The 16,270-nt window shown below is 59.1% G+C and carries 15 protein-coding genes; 3 read left to right on the forward strand and 12 right to left on the reverse strand.

Translation table 11 applies throughout. From position 1 onward, the window contains the following. Positions 1-81: 81 nt before the first annotated feature. From CLR77_RS12050 to CLR77_RS12095, 10 genes are all read right to left on the reverse strand, one after another. Positions 82-351, reverse strand: a complete 270-nt coding sequence (locus CLR77_RS12050) for an HP0495 family protein (RefSeq protein WP_097460885.1) — start codon at positions 349-351, stop codon at positions 82-84. Positions 352-670: 319 nt separating this feature from the next. Continuing rightward, entirely contained in the window at positions 671-1,882 is a 1,212-nt protein-coding gene (locus CLR77_RS12055; RefSeq protein ID WP_198962749.1) for a D-alanyl-D-alanine carboxypeptidase family protein, read from the reverse strand. 187 nt (positions 1,883-2,069) lie between these two features. Then, entirely contained in the window at positions 2,070-2,930 is an 861-nt protein-coding gene (locus CLR77_RS12060) for a septal ring lytic transglycosylase RlpA family protein (protein WP_158227187.1), read from the reverse strand. Positions 2,931-2,976: 46 nt separating this feature from the next. Further along, the gene (gene mltB, locus CLR77_RS12065; RefSeq protein ID WP_227519895.1) at positions 2,977-3,957 is read right to left on the reverse strand and encodes a lytic murein transglycosylase B; all 981 of its coding nucleotides are present in this window, start codon (positions 3,955-3,957) and stop codon (positions 2,977-2,979) included. A gap of 148 nt (positions 3,958-4,105) precedes the next feature. Further along, on the reverse strand, positions 4,106-5,227 hold the full coding sequence (gene rodA / locus CLR77_RS12070; RefSeq protein WP_097460889.1) for a rod shape-determining protein RodA: 1,122 nt from the start codon (positions 5,225-5,227) through the stop codon (positions 4,106-4,108). Between the two features lie 23 nt (positions 5,228-5,250). Beyond that, positions 5,251-7,143 (reverse strand): penicillin-binding protein 2, encoded by a 1,893-nt coding sequence (mrdA, locus tag CLR77_RS12075; protein ID WP_097460890.1) that lies wholly within the window; start codon positions 7,141-7,143, stop codon positions 5,251-5,253. Between the two features lie 210 nt (positions 7,144-7,353). Further along, complete coding sequence (gene rlmH, locus CLR77_RS12080) at positions 7,354-7,824, reverse strand: 23S rRNA (pseudouridine(1915)-N(3))-methyltransferase RlmH (RefSeq protein WP_097461018.1); 471 nt, start codon at positions 7,822-7,824, stop codon at positions 7,354-7,356. Positions 7,825-7,828: 4 nt separating this feature from the next. Beyond that, positions 7,829-8,179, reverse strand: coding sequence for a ribosome silencing factor (gene rsfS / locus CLR77_RS12085; RefSeq protein ID WP_097460891.1), 351 nt, complete (start codon positions 8,177-8,179; stop codon positions 7,829-7,831). 137 nt (positions 8,180-8,316) lie between these two features. Next, on the reverse strand, positions 8,317-8,991 hold the full coding sequence (gene nadD, locus CLR77_RS12090; RefSeq protein ID WP_227519896.1) for a nicotinate-nucleotide adenylyltransferase: 675 nt from the start codon (positions 8,989-8,991) through the stop codon (positions 8,317-8,319). After that, positions 8,988-10,244 carry a glutamate-5-semialdehyde dehydrogenase gene (locus tag CLR77_RS12095; protein ID WP_097460893.1) on the reverse strand — a complete coding sequence of 419 codons (1,257 nt, stop codon included), beginning with the start codon at positions 10,242-10,244 and terminating at the stop codon, positions 8,988-8,990. The genes nadD and CLR77_RS12095 overlap by 4 nt, the downstream gene beginning before the upstream one ends. A gap of 314 nt (positions 10,245-10,558) precedes the next feature. Between CLR77_RS12095 and CLR77_RS12100 the strand changes: the two genes are divergently transcribed. From CLR77_RS12100 to CLR77_RS12110, 3 genes are read left to right on the forward strand one after another with little or no spacing between them, the layout of a single operon-like run. Beyond that, positions 10,559-11,593 carry a GGDEF domain-containing protein gene (locus CLR77_RS12100; RefSeq protein WP_097460894.1) on the forward strand — a complete coding sequence of 345 codons (1,035 nt, stop codon included), beginning with the start codon at positions 10,559-10,561 and terminating at the stop codon, positions 11,591-11,593. Beyond that, positions 11,590-12,576: a GGDEF domain-containing protein gene (locus CLR77_RS12105; protein WP_097460895.1), complete on the forward strand. Its 987-nt coding sequence runs from the start codon at positions 11,590-11,592 to the stop codon at positions 12,574-12,576. Before CLR77_RS12100 ends, CLR77_RS12105 begins: the two co-directional genes overlap by 4 nt. 20 nt (positions 12,577-12,596) lie before the next feature. Further along, a complete protein-coding gene (locus tag CLR77_RS12110; protein WP_097460896.1) occupies positions 12,597-14,045 on the forward strand; it encodes a bifunctional DedA family/phosphatase PAP2 family protein in 1,449 nt (482 codons plus the stop codon). Here the strand turns inward: CLR77_RS12110 and CLR77_RS12115 are convergent, their stop codons facing one another. Together CLR77_RS12115 and CLR77_RS12120 are read right to left on the reverse strand one after the other, a co-directional pair. After that, positions 14,046-14,669, reverse strand: a complete 624-nt coding sequence (locus tag CLR77_RS12115) for an LON peptidase substrate-binding domain-containing protein (protein ID WP_227519897.1) — start codon at positions 14,667-14,669, stop codon at positions 14,046-14,048. A 171-nt stretch (positions 14,670-14,840) separates the two neighbouring features. After that, complete coding sequence (locus tag CLR77_RS12120; RefSeq protein WP_097460898.1) at positions 14,841-16,091, reverse strand: HDOD domain-containing protein; 1,251 nt, start codon at positions 16,089-16,091, stop codon at positions 14,841-14,843. Between the last annotated feature and the right edge of the window lie 179 nt (positions 16,092-16,270).

The following is a 16,270-nucleotide window of genomic DNA, read 5'->3' on the forward strand; positions in this document are numbered from 1 at the left end:
CTCTTGTCATTTGCCAGACTGTCCACGCGCTCTCCAAGCTGACTGCCGCATTGCCGATTCACACTCCAGAGTGCGTCGTATTTAAAGGACCATATGAACGCGACCGCTCGCCTTCAACTCCTCGAACAAGGCCTTGAGTTGAGGCTCACCAGTCGCAACGATGGTCAGACGAACAGAAAAGAAGCGCCCATTGCGACTGGCGTTGATCGAAACCCGTTCCTCTACCAGTTCCGGGTCGTGACGGCTAACGACTTCCATGACGAATTGCTTGAAATCCGGCGCAGCGTCGCCGATTACCTTAATTCCATAGTCACAGGGAAATTCAATTTTCGGCGGTGTTGGTTCGCTCATGGCTCGCATGACTCCCACTGGATGAAAGGACAGTTGATTCGGGGAACAGCTCACCCGTGGCTTCGGCAGCCGCTCACGCCCTGTCGGGAAACCGGGATAACCCCAGCCTAATCCGACACACACCGGACTGCAATCCAGCCGGCGTCATGGTGGGCAGCACCGAATTTCGCCTCTATATGGGGGCATTCCCGGCGATCTCCAACCCCTACCCAGTCCTCTCAAACCCTTTATGCGCAGAAGCCGCCCCATCTCTCGAGAGGGCGGCTTCTGATTGGGCGACGTCACGAGTGTCACCCATTAGCCGATTGCGAAGCAACGATTAGTGGAAAAGCTTCACGAAGAACAATTTGATCATGTCCCACAGCCGCTTGAAGAAGCTGCCTTCATCAACGGGTTTCAAGGCCACCAGTTTTTCATTCACCAGTTGCTCCTCTCCCAGCTTGACCTTGACCGAACCGTAGGAGTCACCAGCCTTAACCGGCGCCTTGATCACGGTTTGCACATCCATGCTGGACTGCAGGCTGGGCTTGGTGCCATGCGGAATGGTCACATAGATATCACGGGTCACGCCGAGCGGGACCGAATCCTGCTTACCGCCCCATACACGACTGTTATCCAGCACCTGACCTGCGCTGAACAGCTTTTCCGTCTCGTAGTAGCGGAAGCCGTAGTCGAGCAGTTTCTGTGATTCCTGCGCCCGGGCCTCTTCCGACTTGGTGTCCATGACCACGCTGATCAGGCGCATGTCGCCCCGCTTGGCCGACGTCACCTGGCAATAGCCGGCCGCCTCGGTATGACCTGTTTTCAAGCCGTCCACCGATTTATCACGCCACAGCAGCAGGTTACGGTTAGGCTGACGAATGTTGTTCCAAGTAAAGTACTTGTCCTTGTAGATCTTATAGTTTTCCGGGTAGTTCTCGATGATAGCCCGGGCCAACAGGGCCAGGTCGTAGGCAGAGGAGTAATGGTCCGGATGCGGCAGCCCGGTGGGGTCCATGAAATGGCTGTCCTTCATGCCCAGGATCTTCGCCTGCTGATTCATGATGTCGGCAAAGGCGCCTTCGCTACCGGCGATGTATTCCGACAGGGCCACTGTCGCATCATTACCGGACTGGATGATCATCCCGTGCAGCAGATTACTGACACTGACCTTGGACCCCTCGCGAACGAACATCCGGGAACCGCCAGTGCGCCAGGCATTGACGCTGATCGGCACCATATCCGTCATTTTGATGCGGCCCTGCTCCAACTCGGTTTCCACGATATAGGCGGTCATGAGTTTGGTCAGGCTCGCCGGCGGCAGGTGCTCATGGTCGTTGTTTTCGACAATGATACGACCGCTGTTGGCGTCCATCAGGATGTAGGACCGTGCAGCGATTTGCGGCGGCGAGGGAATCAGCACATTCTGCGGATTCGTCTCCACCAGAGGCTTCGGCTTGAGGTCTGAGGTCGGAACAGCCGCCTGAACACAAAGACTGAACAACAACGCCACCAGCGTGGCCGTGTGGAGGAGTAGTTTTTGGATTTTCATGAATCTATCGTTAACTCTCATGGTCGTCATGGATGTCATGGGCGGCCAGTCAGCCGATCACATAACCCTGGCCTCGCTCGTGCCGGTTGTCGGAATACCACCCGTACACCGAGAAAAAACCTGTTGAAAAACATCGCCAAAAATAAAGGACCTGAAGGTCCTTGTCTGTGCAACAACACGACCCCGCTCAACTCGAGCCGCCGACCGACGCTCCCACCAGGATGGGACTGTCGAATCCGTTCCGCTGCAACTGCTCCTTAACCGCTGTCGCGTCGGCCTGACTACTGAACGGTCCCACCTGCACACGGTGAATCACCTTCGACTGATCCCCGGCATCGACGATCCGGGCCGGCGACTGGAGCAACTGTCGCAACCGGCTCACCAGCCGCTGGGCGGCCGCTTCATTGGTAAATGCCGCCACCTGAACAAAGAGCCCGCCGTCACTCGCCGCCGAAGGGGGCATTGTCGGTGTCGACGGCGTCACGTCGGGCGAGGACGGTGACGAAGCGACTCGAACCTCTTCTGCCGTATCGGGGTCGATAGCATCGATCTGGACCATGGTGGTGCCCTGGGCCGCATAGCCCAGCTTCTTGGCGGCCGCATAGGACAGATCGATCAGCCGGTCACTGTGGAAAGGCCCTCTATCATTGACCCGCACAATCAGGCTGCGACCGTTCTCCAGATTGGTCACCCTGACAAAACAGGGTAACGGCAAAGTCCGGTGCGCCGCCGAATAGCGATACATATTGAAGATCTCGCCGTCGGAGGTGCGATGCCCATGGAACTTTGCGCCATACCAGCTTGCAAGGCCCCGGGCATGATATCCCTTGGCGCTGGCCAGCACCTGATACGTTTTTCCCCAGACCGTATAAGGCGACTTGTTCCCGACCGAACTCCGAGTCACCGGATGCGGCACCACCGACGGGATCTGGTTCACGTCCACCGAGGCAACCGGTGCCGCGTCCTTGTCCATGCTATACCGGGACGAAGCACATCCCGCCATCACCAGCACGGTCAGGAGCAACGCTATCAAACGCGGCGGCGTCATGACACCTCTTCTTCTGCTTTCTGAGACCCAAACCGGCTCTCGCGGCTTAATCTGCCAGAGCTTGGGCCAACTGATAAACCGCCATGGCATAGAGCGGACTGTGGTTGTACCGGGTTATGACGTAGAAATTATGGTACGTCAGCCAGTACTCTGCACCCTTTTCACCCTGCAATGTAATCAACCGGGTTGGTTGAGTGCCCGCAACATCCTCACTGGGATCGACGCCCGCCTTGCGAAAATCTGCCATGGTCAACGTCGGTTTCAGACCGTCCGTTTCCAGCGATGCAGCCTTGGCCGCGTCCAACTGCACCTGATCGGCCACCGGCGAGCCATACTGCCAGCTGTGCTTATGAAAGTAATTGGCAACACTGCCGATAGCATCCACCGGGTTATCGAAAATATCGGCCACCTTGTCGCCATCGAAGTCGATGGCAAAGTCCCGGTAGCTACTGGGAATAAACTGGCCGTATCCCATGGCCCCTGCGTAGGAACCCGTCAGCGACAGCGGATTGAAGTGCTGTTCACGGGTCATCAGGAAGTACTGTTCCAACTGCCGCCGGAAGAAGGCGCTGCGAGGGGGATAGTCAAAAGCCAGCGTGGATAACGCATCGATCACCCGATAGTTGCCATCCACATGACCATAACGTGTTTCCACACCGATGATCGCCGCGACAATATAGCGGGAGACCCCCAGCTCGGCTTCTTCGCGATCAAAAGCGGCCTTATGGGCCTCGAGAAAGGCACGTCCCTGGCGAATGCGTTGGCTGGTGAGAAAGATCTTACGGTAGTCCTTCCACTCGAGCACTTTCTCCGCAGGCCGGCTGATCGCCTCGAGAATACTGTCCTTACGGTCAGCATTCGCCATCCAGCGCTCCATCTCAAAGCGACTGAAACCATGCTTGCTGACCATCATATCGATAAAGTGTTGCGCATCCGGATTCGACAGGTAATTCGCCCGGGCAGACAACGACACGCCGGCCAGCAACAGGAGAAGCCACAAGCTCCGAACACCTTTCATTCGTATCATCCGCCCCTCCTGAGGCCATCCGCCCGAGTATCAGGCAGCCACCTACGGCCTAAACAGGCTCCGGCGATGGAGACTATCACGGTACTCCCCGAAGCGACCATAGGCCGATTTTGAAATGAACAAAACGTAATACCCACAGCCAGTTGGCTCATGACACCAGCATGCGGCGATGGGTATGGATCGACATCAGAATACCGAAACCGGCGAGCAGCGTAACGGCAGAGGTCCCACCGTAACTGATCAAGGGCAGCGGCACCCCTACGATCGGCAGGATGCCACTGACCATCCCGATATTGACGAACACGTAGATGAAAAAGGTCAACGTCAGGCTGCCGGCGAGCAATCGGCTATAGGAGTCCTGCGCGTGCGTGGCGATATAGAGACAACGACCGATGATCATCAGGTAGACGGACAACAGCAGCATGACACCGACAAAGCCGAATTCCTCGGCCAATACGGCGACGATAAAATCCGTGTGGCTTTCCGGCAGGAAGTCCAGGTGCGACTGCGTCCCCTGCATCCAGCCCTTGCCAAAGAGCCCCCCGGAACCGATCGCGGTCTTCGACTGGATAATGTTCCAGCCGGCTCCCAGTGGGTCACTGGAGGGGTCCAGCAACGTCAGGATGCGTTGCTTCTGGTAGTCGCGCATGACGAAGAACCACATCAGCGGCGCGGCGAGACCCGCCAGTCCAAAGAAGCTGCCAACCAGCTTCCAGCTGATCCCGGCGAAGAAAAGCACGAAGATCCCAGCTGAAGCAATCAACAAGGCGGTTCCCAGATCGGGCTGCTTAACAATGAGCGCGGTCGGTACCCCGAGAATGATCAGCGCCGTGGCAATCGCCTTGAAACCCGGCGGCAGAGGCTGACGGGACAGATACCAGGCCAACATCATGGGCACAGCCAGCTTCATGAATTCCGAGGGCTGGAAACGGGGAATGCCCGGCAACTGCAGCCATCGTTGGGCTCCTTTGGCACCCACACCAGCCACCAATACCGCAATCAGGGCCAGGGTGCCAACGCCGAACAGCCAGGGCGACCAGCGCCGATAGACACTGGGGTCGAGTTGGGCGAAGACGAACATGACGACAAACGCCAGCCCAAAGCGGACCACCTGCTTCTCGACGGTCTGAATGCTGCCGTCGCTGCCGCTGTAGAGTACGAACAAACCACCAACGATCAGGATCAGCATCAGGATCAACAGCAATGGATCCAGGTGCAGCCGCACCAACCAGCCGCGGCGCTGGCCCAAGTCGTCATGCCCGCTCGGCATGTGTCTGAGATAGTCCCGTCCGATCACCTGTCACCCTCGTCCACGTCCTGCACCGGCTTGATATCCTTATCGGCCGGGAAGCCCTGAATCCATGCGTCTACGATTTGCTTGGCTACCGGCGCTGCAGCGCCGCTCCCGCTACCGGCGTTTTCAACAATCACCGCCACGGCGATTTTCGGTTTTTCAGCAGGCGCAAACATAATAAACAGTGCGTGGTCACGCAGGCGCAGCGCCTTTTCCTTCTCGTCGTAGTGGTTGTCCTGGGGCAAGCCCACCACCTGCGCGGTGCCGCTTTTACCTGCCAACTGGAAAGGCGACCCTCGCCCCACGCGCCGAGCCGTCCCATGCGGCCCGTTCATAACGGCCTCCATACCACCGACCACCGACACCCACTCACTGCGGCTGCGGAGATGGATATTACTCATCGTCTGCTTCGGCAGCACATCGGCAACCGGCGTACCGTCCATCACCTGCTTCAGCAGATGCGGCTGATGCCAGGTTCCGCGCGCCGCCAACACGGCCGTGGCCGTTGCCAGCTGCAATGGCGTCACCAGCATATAACCCTGGCCGATCCCCATATTCAAAGAATCCCCCGGGTACCAGGGTTCCCGCTTGACCGCTCGCTTCCAGGCACGGGACGGCAGCAACCCCTGTTGCGCCTCATCCACATCAAGCGCCGTATTCTGACCGAACCCGAACATACTCAAATACTTATCCATATCATCCACGCCCATCTTATCGGCGAGGTGATAAAAATAAGTATCGCAGGATTCTTCGATGGCACTGTGCAAATTGACCCAACCGTGCCCCCAACGCTTCCAGTCGTGATACTTCCGACCACCCACGCTAAGTTGGTAGAAGCCGGGATCGAACATGCGGAAAGCAGGCGTGATCGTACCGGTATCCAATCCCGCAATCGCCATAAACGGCTTCACCGTCGAGCCCGGCGGATACTGACCACGCAGTGCCCGGTTGAACAACGGTAGATCCGGCGAACTGCGAAGTTTCTTGTAGGTATCGTAATCGATGCCGGTCACGAACTGGTTTGGGTCGTAGGACGGCGAACTGACCATGGCCAGGATATCGCCGTTATTGGGATCAATCGCGACCACAGCGCCACGCTGACCGGCCATGATCTTGTGGGCCAGGGTCTCCAGTCGCAGATCGATGGTCAACTCGATGTTCTTGCCGGGAATCGGATCGTGGCGCTCCAACACGCGCATGATGCGTCCTCGCGCGTTGGTCTCGACATTCTGATAACCCACAGTGCCGTGTAGTATGTTCTCGTAGAACTTCTCAACCCCGAGCTTACCGATGTAGTGCGTGCCGGCATAATTCACCGGGTCGGCAGTCTTTAGTTCCTTTTCGTTGATACGCCCCACGTAGCCCAATGCCGAAACCGTGGTCGAGCCATAGGGATAGTAACGAACCAGCTCCGCGCCTACGTCGACGCCGGGAAGGTCGTAGCGATGCACCGCAAGCTTGGCGATTTCCTCTTCAGTCAGGTTATACCGCAGTGTCACAGGCTCATATGGACGCCGGTACTCTTTGAGATGCCGACGGAAACGCTCTTCGTCATCCGGACTGAGCTTGATGATCTTGCTTAGTCGCGCGAGCGTCTTGTCCATGTTCTTGACCAGTTCGGGGACGATGGTCACGCTGAACACCGGCCGGTTCTCCGCCAACAGGACACCATTGCGATCGTAGATCAGGCCACGGGTGGGTGGAATCGGCTCCACCTGTACCCGGTTCTTGTCCGAGAGCGTGGTATAGGTCTTGTGCTCGACGATCTGCAGATAGTAGAGGCGCACGCCAAGCACGGCGCTCAACAGAAAGATGATCACCAGCGACAACAGTGCGCGACGTCGGAAGAGATATTTCTCCCGAACCGTATTCTTAAAAGTGCCCCATCGCATGAATCGGCCCGCTCCCGCCTTTATCGTTCATTTACGCTGCGGGAAAGCAGCGGTCGTAAATGCAGGCGTAGAACGCCTGCGCGCCAAAAAGTTCCAGTAACCGGCACCCATCCGACCATGAAGCTGGTGACCGGCGCCATCGAAAATAGTGTTTCACCAACAATCACTTGTCGGCACAAGCGATAGGTCGCCAAGCCCATGAATACCGAATTACGCACGATGATATGGGTGATTTTGGGTGATAGTCCAAGCCCGGTATAACTGCTCTGCTACCAGGATACGCACCAGGGGATGAGGTAGCGTCAGCGGCGACAGGGACCATTGCTGCTCGGCCCGCTCCCGGCACAATGGCGCCAGGCCATCCGGGCCGCCCACCAGAAGCGACACATCCCGCCCATCCATCTGCCAACGCTCCAGTTGCTCCGCCAACTGCTCCGTCGACCAGGTTTTGCCACCCACTTCGAGGGCAATCACCCGGTCACCAGCAGACACGGCGGCGAGCATCTGTTCGCCTTCACGGCTCACTGCCCGCTGAATATCCGTATTCCGCCCCCGCTGGGCCAACGGAATTTCCGTCAGCGCCAGTTTCAGCTCAGGCGGGAAACGGCGGGCATATTCGTCGTAGCCAGCCGTCACCCAGGACGGCATGCGCTGACCGACGCAGATAAACTTAAGACGCATGGTTTCAGTCGCTGCCGGCGGCTCCGAGGTGCGGAGCATCGCGCCAGAAGCGTTCCAGGTCGTAGAACTCCCGGGTCGCCTGCATCATGACATGCACCACCACGTCGCCCAGGTCGACCAGAATCCAGTCGCTGGCAGCGCCCCCCTCCACATGAGACGAGCGAACACCATTGGCCTTGGCCTCGATAACCACATTGTCGGCCAGCGAGCGCACATGGCGACTGGAGGTCGCGGAAGCTATCACCATAAAATCCGTCACACTGGTCCGATCGCGCACATCAAGGACACTGATGTCCTTGGCTTTAAGATCTTCCAGTGCCTTAATCACAATATCTTTCAATTGATCTGCCTGCATAGGGTATCTGCGGGTTTGCGACGACGGTCTGCCAGACCGTAAGCGCTGACCTGTCCTCCTGTTGATGATAGGTGCCGCCCAATTGCGGTAAAACGCTTGTCGACGCACAAAGCGCCGTATCGGTTCTGACGAACCGATCAAGACAATATCGACTGCACGGCATCGAAACCGTACAACCCTTCCTTCTGTATATAGTGCCAGACAGCGTCGGGCACCAGAAAGCGCGGTGACCGTCCCTGCGAAATCCGCTGACGGATGTCCGTCGCAGCTATATCCAGCCTGGACAGCTCCGTTTTCCAGACCAACCCCTGCGGACGCGTCCATAACGCTGCCATATCACTCACCGCCCGTGCGGCCATCAACCGGCCCGCACCGCTTTCTGCCGGTACGTCATAGCCGGGGCGCTCAACGATGATGATGTGGGCCAGTTCAGGCATCATTTCCCAACGGGACCAGTGCTCAAGCCCGGCAAAGGCATCGGTTCCCAGCATGACCGCCAGCGGCGCTTCCGGCCCGATTTCCTGACGCCAGCGCTTGAGCGTATCCACCGTATAGGAAGGTCCCGCCATCTGCAGCTCGCGATCATCCGCCACGACAGCGGCCTCATCGACCAGCGCAGCCTTGAGCATGGCCAGCCGCTGACTACCGGTAGCTCCCGGTTGAGCACGATGCGGTGGCACCTGGCATGGCACCATATAAACGCGAGCCGGCCCGAGCCGCTCGCGCAACTCCAATGCCATACGCAAGTGACCATGATGGACAGGATCGAAGGTCCCGCCCATCATGACATGAAGAGTACCGGTTGCCGTCACTTCCGGATGTGTCCGTCACCGAAGACAACGTACTTCTGGGAGGTCAGGCCGTCCAGGCCGACCGGGCCGCGCGCATGGAACTTATCGGTGGAAATCCCGATTTCCGCGCCCAGGCCATACTCGAAACCGTCTGCAAACCGGGTCGAGGCATTGACCATTACCGAGCTGGAGTCCACTTCTGTGAGGAAGCGCCGTGCCCGCGTAAAGTTCTCGGTAATAATCGCATCCGTGTGGTGTGAGCCGTAGTAATTGATATGCTCGATCGCCGCATCCAGGCCGTCGACGACCCGAATCGCCAGAATCGGCGCCAGGTACTCTTCATACCAATCATCTTCGGTCGCGGCGACCACATCCGGAATCAACTCCCGGGTACGGGAGCAGCCCCTCAGCTCAACGCCCAGCTCGCGGAAACGGTCAGCCAGACCCGGCAGGATGCTCTCGGCGACCGGGGCATCGACCAGCAGGGTTTCCATGGTGTTGCAGGTGCCGTAACGTTGGGTCTTGGCGTTGACCGCCACGTCCAGAGCCTTGTTCCGATCTGCATCGCGATCGACAAAAACATGACAGACACCGTCCAGGTGCTTGATCACCGGCACCCGTGCATCCCGGCTGATACGCTCGATCAGACCCTTGCCGCCACGAGGAACGATGACATCGACGAATTCGGGCATCGTGATCATGGCACCAACAGCCGCGCGGTCGGTGGTTCGAATCACTTGCACGGCATCCTCAGGCAACCCAGCGGCCTGCAACCCTTTTTGCACACAGACTGCAATCGCCTGATTGGAATGAATGGCCTCGGAGCCACCTCGCAAAATGGTGGCATTACCGGACTTCAGGCACAAACTGGCAGCATCGACGGTCACATTGGGGCGGGACTCGTAAATAATCCCGATCACACCCAGCGGCACGCGCATACGACCGACCTGGATACCTGAAGGCCGGTAGCACATGTCCGTAATGATACCGATGGGGTCAGGCAATGTTGCCACCTGACGCAAGCCTTCGATCATGCCATCGATACGGGCCGGCGTCAGAGCCAGGCGGTCGAGCATGGCCTCGGCCAAACCGTTCTCGCGGCCAGCGGCCAGGTCCTTTTCGTTGGCTTCCTGCAAGCCGGCCCGTGCCGCATCGAGCGCTTCGGCCGTCGCCAGCAGGGCCGCATTGCGATCCGCCGTCGAGGCGCGGGCCATCGCCGTGGCCGCTCGCCGCGCCCGTTGGCCCACATCGGCCATATAGGTGGCAATATCCATGAAATTCCCCTGTTTTCAGTCTCTGCCCTGCCGGTCGCAGACAGGGTCTTCGACGACAACAATGCATTCCGGCTTCGTCCGCCCCTGCGGTTATCCCGGAAAGTCGGCTATTATACCGCCCATAGCCCTCCGGCGGCACCATCCGATTACCCGGCATAACCGCAGGACCCCGCCGACCCCAGGGCTCCGAACAGAAAACAACAACCGCCTCCCTGACCGAGAGGCCGTGCAGCGACACCTTTTCCTGAGGTGACTATCGCGGCGGAAACGGCAAAACAGGGAGCGGACATAACGAAAAATGTCAGGGAGCGAGCATGTCCAGCCTCACCGACCAGGTTCTGTTCAACCGGTTGCTGCGCTATGCAACGGTGATTCTGCTGTTATTCGCTTTGGCCGCATTCGTTGCCGGGCAGCCCTTTACCGCCATTGTCGTGCTGGTGATGAGCAGCCTGCTCGGCGCACTGTACTGGTCGGAACACCTGGCTATCGAAGCCGTCCCGCGGATGCTCGCCCGTCTCAGCAGCCTCCTCTTGCTGGCGATCATCGTGCTTGCCGTCGGCGACAGGGTTCCCGCCCTGAGAGGCTGGGCCTACCTCTTCCCGATGGTAGCCTGTGTGGTATGGAGCCTGCGCGGCGCCCTGATGCTCACCCTGTTCTTTATCGGCCTCGTGCTCTGGCTCGGAATGGAACCGGCCCTCGGAGCCAGCCGCCACGAATTCCTGCCGACGATACTGCTGGCCACCGCGCTATCGGGCATTTTCGTCTACCTGCGGGAATTCAAGACCCGCCAGCTTGCACCCTTGCGACGTACAGATACCCTGACCCAGGCATCGACCTGGGAGCATCTGGCCACAGACCTGTATAAGGAAATCCAGCGCAGCGAACGGGAAGGCACCGAACTGTCGATTATCCTGCTGGCCCTGGACCCGCCCGGCGAGAATCCTCCCCCGACGGCAGATCTCGCCGCTTTGCTCCACCGTGTCGGACGCCTGCTGCACGAGGAACTGAGAGACTTCGACAGCTACTACCGTGTCGCCGACACCCAGTTCTTATTGATTCTACCCGGTAACACCACGTCCTCGGCCATACGACTGGCCGAGGACCTCCGTCGCCAGATCCGCTCGCTGGCGCAGCGCCATGACATTGCCACGACGGCCAGCGGTGGAGTCGCAGGCCTCAATGTGGGGGACGACCCAGACAGTCTGCAGGAGAAGGCCCGCACCAGCCTGCGCCGGGCTCAACAGCAAGGTGGCAACCGCATACTGTCCTATGTGTCGCAGGACGACGCCGAGATGAACGACAGTCTTATTGAAAACGGCAAAGCCGAGGGTGGGAGCAACGCACAATGACGGAAACGCGCCTGCGCACCCGCACCCATTTGATGAGCTATGGTATTGCCGTTGCCTTCTTTGTCGTATTGGCCAACCAGAACCTGCTCTACGGTTTCTACGACCTGTTCTACGGCGGACTCATACTCGCGGCCCTGGCACTGGCCGGTATCGGTTACACCCTAAGTCAGCACAAGCGCCAGTTGAGGGCCCCTGGTCATTTCTGGATCGCGGTGGGGTTCGCGGCGACGATTGTCAGCTGTGTCGTCGCCCGGCCATCATTGGCACACTACTGGCTTTACCCGCTGCTGTTATTGAACCTGCTCCTGCTGCCGCCCCGTCCGGGGCTGGCCTTGTCGGCGGCAACCACGCTGGCCGTCAGCATCGCCCTGTTCGTCGATCACTCGGTATTCCTGGCCATCAGCACGCTGGTTTCAGCCCTCCTGGTGACGGCGACGGCCGGCTTCTATGCCTGGCGCTATCACCATAACGCCCTTTCCGTGGCAGAGCTTTCCATCGTCGATCCGGTCACCGGCGCCTATAATGCCCGCTACCTGGAAGAGACGCTGGCCAAGGAACTCAGCCGCGGCACCGTGACAGGTCACCCCCTCTCCCTGCTGCAGCTGCAGATCGACTATTACGGCGAGCTGGAGGATCTCCACGGGAGCTCAGACCTGCAACCGCTGCTACAGGGGATCAGCGAAAAGATCGGCAGCATCATCCGCGCCGGTGACAGCCACTACTACACTGGCGACGGTAATTTCTTCCTGATACTGCCGTTCACACCCGAGGAAGGCGCCCGGGTCATCGCCGAACGCATAAGGCGCACCCTGGCGGAATCCCGCTGGCCGCAGACCGACAGCCTGAGTGTCAGCCTGGGCTGCACCACCCGGCAGCTCGAAGCCATTTCGGCGGAGCATCTGATGAACGTCGCCACCCGGGCACTGCGCGAGGCGCAGCAACGGGGACACAACCGCGTTTGGCACCATCGTGTGACCGACTGACAGAAACGGATCAACCCTTCGTGATATCGCATTGGATTTCTACCGTCAGTCCCTGGCTGACGGCGCATCAAAATTGGTTACTGGTCATTGCTTTTGTCACTTCGCTCCTGGAGTCACTGGCCCTTATCGGTTTTACCGTACCCAGCATCCCCGTCATGTTTGCCATTGGCGCCATTGCGGCGGGCAGTGGCATGAATGCCTTGCCGCTGCTGGCATGGAGCGCCCTGGGTGCGGCTTTGGGCGACATTATGAGCTACCTCCTGGGCCGTTCGCTGCAGGGCCGGCTGCACGAGGTCTGGCCATTCCGGCTCTACCCCAAAGCCATTGCCCGGGGGGAACATTTTTTCCAGCAGCATGGTGGTAAAAGCGTCATCGTCGGTCGTTTCGTTGGGTTGCTCCGGCCGGTGATTCCCATCGTAGCCGGCGCTTTCGACATGCCGGTTTGGCATTTTGTGATAGTTGATGTCCTGGCATCCCTCGCCTGGGCCCCGGCGTATGTACTACCCGGTTACATGGTCGGCGCCACGCTCGAATTGCAGGTCCACTTGCCCCCGCATTTTTACCCGGTACTCTTCACCAGCCTGGGAGTGCTACTTGCGCTTTACCTGCTGATATTCCGGCTGCACTGGCAACTCGAACACGAAGGCGCCATCTATCAACGCGTCCGCGAATGGCTGCAGCGCTACGATCAAAGTCACCGGTTCTGGCGGACGTTTTCAAACCAGCGGACGGAAGGCGGCAGATTTCCTTTAGCATCACTGGTGCTGGGAACCGGCGCCATTGCGGGCTTTACGCTTTGGTCGCTGCTGGCACTACATACGGACTGGCTCCGCCAGTTCAATCACCTGGCCACCGACTTCATGCATGTGCTCCGGACGCCTTGGCTGGATGCGGCAATGACGGGCATCACCCTGCTGGGGAATCGTTTTGCGATCTGGCTCGGCTTCGTGCTGATCACACTGCTTTTATGGATCCGGGGCTACCGCGCGGCAGCACTGCATGTGGCGCTGGCCGGTATCGCGACCGGCATTCTGGTGGCCGGACTCAAAACGGCATTCGACACACTGCGTCCGGCACTGGTCCTGCATCCTCCCGCATCGCCCTCATACCCGAGCGGCCACGCGACCGGCGCCACCGTCCTGTTTGGCCTGCTGGGCGCCTTCATTGCGGCGGAACTGCCGGTGCGCAAACGCTGGAAGGCCTATACGTTGGCGAGCGTGCCGGTACTGCTGATCTCCCTCAGCCGACTGTACCTGGGCGTGCATTGGTTTACCGATGTGGTGGGGGGTGTATTGCTGGGGCTGGTCATCTGCGGCTTTACCCGCGTGTCCTACAGCCGCTTCGACCGACAGGCACTCAGCATCGACAGCCTGACACTGGTCGCCCTTGCAGCCTGGCTGATCGCGCTGGCGATCTATACGCTTCACACCTGGCCCGCAGCGATCCTGGCCTACCAGCCAATCAGCTGATCATTCCAGCGCGTCGATGATATCGTGCAGGCTTTCCAGGCGCTCAAGGGGGTCGACCATTTCGGCCAAACGCTGCTTGTCATTCTTTTCAAGCGGCAGAAGCTCAGTGAGGCGCCAGCCGACATCGCGGCTGTCCGAATAGTCGATATCCAGTTCCATTTCTCGAATCGAGGGGTGCTGCAGGAGCGCCCGCAGCACGCTGACCAGCTCTTCATGAAAGGATGGTGTGGGAATGGCGGGCTCGTCCATCAGCCATTCGACATCGCCCTCGTTGAGCCCATCCTCCCGTCGCCAACAGTCCAGTACCGCCACCTTGGCCTCACCGGCAACGGTGATGCCGAGCATGCCGTTATCCATCGACTTGAAATCCACCACCCGCACATAGGTTCCGATGTCGTAGAACGCACAGGTCGGTGAGGTTTCCTGCCCATCGCGGATCAACACCACGACGAAGCCCCGGTCGTGGCGCAGGCACCGGCTCAGCATATCCACATACCGCGGCTCGAACAGCTGCAGGGACATCCGCCCGCGAGGCAATATCAGCGAATTGAGCGGAAACAGAGGCACCCTCATCACTGCACCGCCAGTTGCAGGCACGGAGGGATTGCAACATCCATCTGCCATCGTTTGCTCCCGGCAATCCCGGCCAGCTGCTTTTTTTCCGCGCAGCATTCAAGGCCGCCATCACGATTTCGTGTTGTCGACAACGCTAGCTCCAATTCTGATTATTATCGTTATCTCTATTTTATGACGCTTACAGCGTTTTTCACCCGAAAAACGCCTTTTTTACAGTCTTTATCGCCCTGTCAGGAGGCTGTGCAGGGCTCCGATCTGGGTACGTGCCTCGCTGATCACACGCAGACTCTGCTGGGGCCCCAGCTCCAGGCACTGCATACGCTGGAACGCAGGCACCTCGAAGAACGCCGGCAACTGAGGCTCACAATGCTTACCGATGTAGGCATGCAACTGGGCAATGATAACAATGTCGACCAGGTGAACCTGCTCGTCCCCCGTATCATAAAGCCAGTCTTCCGCATGGCGCGCCACTTCCCCGTAACGAGGCGGAAAATCCCAATGCTCCAGCAGAGCCTGACCGATCTCGCCACGCAGCGAACGGGAGGTTTCGTCCAATCGGCGGCCGTCGGCGAACAGCGACACGTAATGGTCTGCATACTGCAGCACCGGAATGGTTCCGATATCGTGCAGGAGTCCCGCCAACAACGCCTCCTCCGGATCAACCCCTGGCAAGGCCCTGGCCAGGACCCAGCTGATCGCAGCCACCTCGCGGGAATGATCCCAGAGTCGCGCCATTTCTGCCTGCAACTCCGGCCGTTTGCTCTTGAACAATTCCCGCATGGAAAAGACCGTGACCAGTTGACGGGTCGTCCGCAATCCCAGACGTACAACCGCTTCCCGCGTTGTGGCAATTTCACTGAAACCCCGGTAAAGCGGACTGTTGCAAGCTCGCAGCAACTTGGCGGCAATCGCCGGATCAGCGCTGACGACACGCCCGATATCTTCTGCGCTCGAGCCCTCTGCGTCGGCAACCCGACGAATACGCATGGCTATGTCCGGCAGGCTCGGCAGCGTCACCTTGTTGGCGCGCAGGTCCCGGTAGAACTCCATCAACACCGCGTAATCGTCGTCAGCCACGGTATCCGTCTTGTTCTCGGCAGACTCGTCATCAAGTGGCGCAGCCTGTAGGAGCTGACGCAAAACATCTGCAGGTACCACGACGAAGGTGCTGCCCTCGCTGGCGTAGGCATCGCAGGTTCGCGGTTCGCCCCGGGCAATCGGCAAACTGGCTTCCGGGTCGTCCGCCGCGACAGAACTTTCCAGGCCGTCGCCCTGACGCAGGCAGACACTCCCTTCCAGCAGAAAATAATCGTTACCGTCGCAACTGCCAGACTCGAATAACTGCTGACCGGCCTTCAGGCGCCGCAGCGACAGGCGTTCGGCCAGCAGGATCAACTGGTCTTCCGACAACCGGTCCAGTGGCGTGAACTGCTTCAACCGCTGGACCGCTGAAAGCACCGCTGCCGCCATGATCACTCCTTCCCCTGGCCAGCAGGACCGGCCCCCAAACAAAGCGATTCCAATAAATGATACTTTTCAGTGTATCAGGCTATCCGGACATGCGACGCGCTCTGCCACCGAGGCGTTGCGGCAGTGTGATCCAGTCCATGCATCAGTCTCCGCAAGCTGTCATAGGTCTGATATCCTAG

It is taken from the genome of Mangrovitalea sediminis (genome assembly GCF_002514725.1).
GTDB classification, from domain to species: Bacteria; Pseudomonadota; Gammaproteobacteria; order Pseudomonadales; family Oleiphilaceae; genus Mangrovitalea; species Mangrovitalea sediminis.

Excerpts from the sequence above, each read along its gene's own strand:
- CLR77_RS12050 (WP_097460885.1), bottom strand. The coding sequence starts at position 351 with ATGAGCGAACCAACACCGCCGAAAATTGAATTTCCCTGTGACTATGGA.
- CLR77_RS12055 (WP_198962749.1), bottom strand. The coding sequence starts at position 1,882 with ATGAAAATCCAAAAACTACTCCTCCACACGGCCACGCTGGTGGCGTTG.
- CLR77_RS12060 (WP_158227187.1), bottom strand. The coding sequence starts at position 2,930 with ATGACGCCGCCGCGTTTGATAGCGTTGCTCCTGACCGTGCTGGTGATG.
- mltB (WP_227519895.1), bottom strand. The coding sequence starts at position 3,957 with ATGATACGAATGAAAGGTGTTCGGAGCTTGTGGCTTCTCCTGTTGCTG.
- rodA (WP_097460889.1), bottom strand. The coding sequence starts at position 5,227 with ATGCCGAGCGGGCATGACGACTTGGGCCAGCGCCGCGGCTGGTTGGTG.
- mrdA (WP_097460890.1), bottom strand. The coding sequence starts at position 7,143 with ATGCGATGGGGCACTTTTAAGAATACGGTTCGGGAGAAATATCTCTTC.
- rlmH (WP_097461018.1), bottom strand. The coding sequence starts at position 7,824 with ATGCGTCTTAAGTTTATCTGCGTCGGTCAGCGCATGCCGTCCTGGGTG.
- rsfS (WP_097460891.1), bottom strand. The coding sequence starts at position 8,179 with ATGCAGGCAGATCAATTGAAAGATATTGTGATTAAGGCACTGGAAGAT.
- CLR77_RS12095 (WP_097460893.1), bottom strand. The coding sequence starts at position 10,244 with ATGGATATTGCCACCTATATGGCCGATGTGGGCCAACGGGCGCGGCGA.
- CLR77_RS12100 (WP_097460894.1), top strand. The coding sequence starts at position 10,559 with ATGTCCAGCCTCACCGACCAGGTTCTGTTCAACCGGTTGCTGCGCTAT.
- CLR77_RS12105 (WP_097460895.1), top strand. The coding sequence starts at position 11,590 with ATGACGGAAACGCGCCTGCGCACCCGCACCCATTTGATGAGCTATGGT.
- CLR77_RS12115 (WP_227519897.1), bottom strand. The coding sequence starts at position 14,669 with ATGGCAGATGGATGTTGCAATCCCTCCGTGCCTGCAACTGGCGGTGCA.
- CLR77_RS12120 (WP_097460898.1), bottom strand. The coding sequence starts at position 16,091 with ATGGCGGCAGCGGTGCTTTCAGCGGTCCAGCGGTTGAAGCAGTTCACG.